General features: G+C 75.3%; 4 protein-coding genes and 1 pseudogene. 3 read left to right on the top strand and 2 right to left on the bottom strand.

Annotated elements, in window-relative coordinates:
- A pseudogene (locus tag ACOJUF_RS13980) lies at positions 1-1763 on the bottom strand (hypothetical protein); the annotation flags it as partial.
- Between the two features lie 87 nt (positions 1764-1850).
- On the opposite strand from ACOJUF_RS13980, the gene hemW reads away from it, so the two are divergent.
- On the top strand, positions 1851-3068 hold the full coding sequence (hemW, locus tag ACOJUF_RS13985; RefSeq protein WP_420122440.1) for a radical SAM family heme chaperone HemW: 1218 nt from the start codon (positions 1851-1853) through the stop codon (positions 3066-3068).
- Between the two features lie 22 nt (positions 3069-3090).
- Here hemW and ACOJUF_RS13990 read toward each other — a convergent pair whose 3' ends face one another.
- On the bottom strand, positions 3091-3417 hold the full coding sequence (locus ACOJUF_RS13990) for a type II toxin-antitoxin system VapB family antitoxin (protein ID WP_420122441.1): 327 nt from the start codon (positions 3415-3417) through the stop codon (positions 3091-3093).
- Between the two features lie 245 nt (positions 3418-3662).
- Here ACOJUF_RS13990 and hrcA point away from each other — a divergent pair, with 245 nt between their 5' ends.
- Both hrcA and ACOJUF_RS14000 read left to right on the top strand, forming a co-directional pair.
- Entirely contained in the window at positions 3663-4685 is a 1023-nt protein-coding gene (gene hrcA, locus ACOJUF_RS13995; protein ID WP_420122442.1) for a heat-inducible transcriptional repressor HrcA, read from the top strand.
- A 54-nt stretch (positions 4686-4739) separates the two neighbouring features.
- The coding region (locus ACOJUF_RS14000) for a DnaJ domain-containing protein (protein ID WP_420122443.1) at positions 4740-4883 on the top strand (144 nt) is incomplete at its 3' end.

A 4883-nucleotide genomic window follows, 5' to 3' on the forward strand; every position in this document is an offset into this window, starting at 1 on the left:
GACGGCCGGGAGATCAGGCCGACCCGGATCGCGTCGCCGCCCAGGACGCCGGTGTCGATCGCCGCGTACGGGGCGGCGCCGGCCCGGTCGTTGAGGCCGGCGACCAGGTCGCCGGCCGGGTCGACCCCGGGGGTGTTCTCCAGTTCCAGCAGGCCGACCACGTCGGCGTCCAGGCCGCCCAGCGCGGCCAGGATCTTGGCCCGCTGCCGGGCGAGCTCGTCGGCGTCGTCGGCGCCGCGGCACTCCTGGTCCCGCTGCGGCCCGCAGACCCGTCCGGCCGCGGTCGCGGGGTCGAGGGGGGGGACGGCGTTGAGCACGTTCTGGCTCGCCACCCGCAGGGTGCCGCCGACGGCCGGCGGGGCCGCGGGCCGCGGGTTGGTCACCGCCGAGGCCGCCGGCGCGGTGGGCTGGATCCGGTAGGCGCCGAACGTCTGGTCGACCACCCCGGTGACGCCGGTGACGGTGTCGCCGCCGCGGAACGAGTTGGTCGGGCCGAACGGCTCGCCGTTGCCCGGATGCCGCAGGACGGGCGGGTTCTGCCGGTTCGATCCGTCGTCCAGGGTGATCCGGCGCAGCGCGTTGTCGGCGGCCACGGCCTGCGCGGCCGGGCCCGGGTCGGCCACGGCCGTCGGCGTGAACAGGCGGGCCGACCCGTCCTGCGGCCGGCCGAGCACCACCTCGCCGAACCGGTCGTAGTTGAAGTACTCGCTGATCACCATGCTCTGCGGCAGCACGACGCGCATGCCCTCGACCCGCTCGGGGTCGTCCGCCGCGGCCAGCGGGAAGGTCACCGCGACCGGGTCGGGCAGCGTCGATCCGGTCGCGCAGACCTCCACCGTCGGCGCGCCGGCCAGCTGGGTCTGCGAGCTGCCGCCCGACGTGGCGTACTCGCCGGCGGTGCCGGTCACCCGCACCGCGTCGCCGACCGCCGGGGCCGGCGTGCCGCCGAAGACGAACAGCCCGTCCGAGGTGGCGGGGTCGCCGTCGCCGGCCGGGTCCTGCAGGTAGAAGCCGCCCAGCCCGGGCGCGACGGCGGTGACCACGGCCGGCACGGTGACCCGGCGCCCCGCCAGCGGGGTGGTCGCCCCGTCGCCCTGCACCTGCGGCACCGTGGTCAGGGGGACGTCGGCGGTGCACGGCCCGGCCGGCGGGTCGACCGGGCCGGGCTCGCCGTAGACCTGCCCGGCGTCGACCGCGCCGAAGCTGGCCGGCCCGGTGGTCCAGGTGAAGTCGGCCGGGCCGCGGCCGGTGCCGGTGAGCTGCAGCGACGTCCCGGTCGCGGTGCCGTCCTCGGCCACCCCGATGTCGGTGGACGCCCGGCCGGCGGCCGGACCGTCGGTCGCGGTGAAGGCGCCCTCGTAGGACAGGAACTGCACCGCGGCGCCGGTCGGGTCGACCAGGGCCAGGCCGTCCGGGGCGCCGTTCTGCAGGCCCGGCGCGGGTACCGAGGTGGTGCCCAGACCGCCCGCCTGGTCCGGCAGGGTGCCGGTCAGCGGCAGCGTGCCGTAGGCCGCGCCGCCGTTGCCGTTGTAGAGGACGACCGACCACCCGGTCAGCTCGGTGCCGGCCGGCCCGGCGACCTCGACCGCCTCGCCGGTGTCGGTGCCGGCGTTGTCGGAGTGGATCTCGTTGATCCAGGCCGGCGGCCGACCCGAGAGTTGCCCCGCCGGCTCGGCGGCGCCGGCCGGGAGCGCGGGGCTCAGCGCGGCCACCAGCAGCACGGTCAGCGACAGGGGCAGGAGCCGGCGAGCGGATCGGGTCACGGATGGTGACGCTAGGCGAACCCATCGTGTTCGTACAGCCCCCACGAGTGGTCGATCCGGTGAACGCGGTGCGCGACACTGTTCACCGTGCCGTCCACGCTGCCCGACGGCGACCCGGTGCCGCCGGACGGGTCGCTGCCCGCCTCCGCCGCCGTCGGGGCGGCCGGCCGCACCCTGTCCTTCTACGTGCACGTGCCGTTCTGCGCGACCCGCTGCGGCTACTGCGACTTCAACACCTACACCGCCGGCGAACTCGGCACGGACGCCTCCCCGCAGTCCTGGTTCGACGCCGCCCTGGCCGAGATCGAGCTGGCGGCGACGGTTCTCGGCGGCGACCGGCCGGTGTCCACGGTCTTCGTCGGCGGCGGCACCCCGTCCCTGGTCGGCGCCGACCCGCTGGTCGACCTGCTGGCGGCGATCCGGGACCGGTTCGGGCTGACCGCGGACGCCGAGGTGACCACCGAGGCCAATCCGGAGTCCACCGACCCGGCCCTGCTGGCCCGGCTGCGCCGGGCCGGGTACACCCGGCTGAGTCTGGGCCTGCAGTCGACGTCCCGCCGGGTGCTGACGATCCTGGACCGCACCCACACCCCGGGCCGCGCGCTGGACGTCGTCCGGTGGGCGCACGCGGAAGGCTTCGCGCACGTCAACCTCGACCTCATCTACGGCACGCCGGGGGAGACCGACGAGGAGTTCGCCCGGTCGCTGGCCGACGTCGTGGCCAGTGGCGTCGACCACGTCTCGGCCTACTCCCTGATCGTCGAGCCGGGCACCCGGATGGCCCGGGCGGTCGACCGCGGGGTGCTGCCGATGCCGGACGAGGACGTGCTCGCCGACCGCTACCTGCTGGCCGAATCGGCCCTCACCGGCGCCGGGTTCGGCTGGTACGAGGTGTCGAACTGGGCCCGGGACGATGCCGCCCACTGCCGGCACAACCTGGCCTACTGGACCGGCCAGGACTGGTGGGGGATCGGCCCCGGCGCGCACTCGCACGTCGGCGGGGTCCGCTGGTGGAACGTCAAGCACCCGGCCGCCTACGCGCGGCGGCTGGCCGACGGGGTCAGCCCGGGGCAGGCCCGGGAAGTGCTGACCGGTGAGCAGCGGGCGACCGAGGACGTGCTGCTGCGGCTGCGGCTGCGCGCGGGCCTGCCGGTGGACCGGCTCGCCCCGGCCGGCCGGGCGGTCGCGGCGGCGGCCGCCGACCGCGGCCTGCTCGACGCCGCCGCGCTGGCCGGCGGCACCGCCCGGCTCACCCTGCCGGGCCGGCTGCTGGCCGACGGGATCGCCCTGGAGCTGCTGGGCTGACCGATCAGGACGGTCGGCCGGATCAGGAGGACGGGACGGGGCCGCCCGGGGGCCGGGCGTCCAGGTCCAGGATCCGCACGTGCAGGATCGTCCGCTGCTGCAGAGCCGAGCGCAGCGCCCGGTGCAGACCGTCCTCCAGGTACAACTGGCCCTGCCAGTGCACGGCGTGCGGGAACAGGTCCCCGTAGAAGGTGGACTGCTCGTCGAGCAACGCGTCCAGGCGCAACTCGCGCTTGGTGGTGATCAGCTCGTCCATCCGCACCTTGCGGGGCGGGATCCGCGCCCACTCCCGGGTGGACAGCCCGTGATCGGGGTAGGGCCGCCCGTCACGAACATCCTTGAAGATCATCCGTGCGGCCTCCGTTGCCCATGCATCGTCGCGACGCACCGCTGGCCCCCCAGGGTAGCCGCCAGGCGCCGGCCGGCCCGGGCGGAGGTACCCGCCGGGGGCGCCGGCGAGGCGCTCGCCGGCGCCCGCCCGCCGCCCCGGTGACGACTACACTTGGCAGACGACGCGCGCGAGTGCCAAGCCGCGCCATCCGTGCTCGACCAGTGCTCGACCCGTGCTCCGGACCGTGACCAGGGAGGTGACCCATGTCCGCCGACGACCGCCGCTTCCAGGTGCTCCGCGCCATCGTCTCCGACTACGTCGCCACCCATGAGCCGGTCGGCTCCAAGTCGTTGGTCGACCGGCACCAGCTGGGCGTCTCGCCGGCCACCATCCGCAACGACATGGCCGTGCTCGAGGACGAGGGGTACATCGCCCAGCCGCACACCTCGGCCGGCCGGATCCCGACGGACAAGGGCTACCGGCTGTTCGTCGACCGGCTGTCCCAGGTCAAGCCGATGTCCGCGGGCGAGAAGCGGGCCATCCAGTCGTTCCTGTCCGAGGCGGTCGACCTCGAGGACGTGCTGCGCCGGTCGGTGCGGCTGCTGGCCCAGCTGACCCGGCAGGTCGCGTTCGTGCAGTACCCGACGCTGTCCCGGTCGTCCGTGCGCCACGTCGAGGTGGTCGCGCTGGACCTGCGCCGCCTGCTGCTGGTCGTCATCACCGACACCGGTCGGGTCGAGCAGCGGCTGGTCGAGCTCGACGCCGACGTCACCGACCAGGGCCTGCTCGCGCTGCGCACGCTGTTCTCGGCGCACGCGATCGGCCGCCGGCTCGCCGACGCGGCCGCGGCCCGGTCCGACGCCGCGGCCCGGGTCGATCCGGCGGTGCGCAGCATCGTCGGCCCGGCCGTCGGGGTGCTGCTGGACGCGCTGGTCGAGCACCCGGAGGAGCGCCTGGTGCTGTCCGGCACCTCGCACGCCACCGGGGCGTGGGCCGACCAGCCGAACACGCTGCGCGGCGTGCTGGAGGCGCTGGACGAGCAGGTCACGCTGCTCAAGCTGCTGGCCGCGCTGGACACCCCGGACGCCGTGGTGGTGTCGATCGGCAGCGAGAACGACGATGCCAACCTGGCCACGACCGCGCTGGTGTCGGCCGGGTACGGCAGCGGAGAGACCCTGATGGGCGGGCTGGCCGTCGTCGGGCCGACCCGGATGGACTATCCGGGCACGATGGCCGCGGTCCGGGCGGTCGCCCGGTACGTCGGGGAGATCGTCGCCGGGCGGTAACGCCGCGGTGTGATGCGCGGGCCCCGGCTCGCGGGAAGGCAACTGGTGCAAAGGGTGGCACGGGACTATTACGGCCTGCTGGGCGTGGCCAAGAACGCGTCGCAGGATGAGATCAAGCGCGCCTACCGGAAGCTGGCCCGGGAACTGCATCCCGACGTCAATCCCGATCCCGCGGCGCAGCAGCGGTTCAAGGACGTC

This window comes from Nakamurella sp., assembly GCF_048594475.1.
GTDB lineage: Bacteria > Actinomycetota > Actinomycetes > Mycobacteriales > Nakamurellaceae > Nakamurella.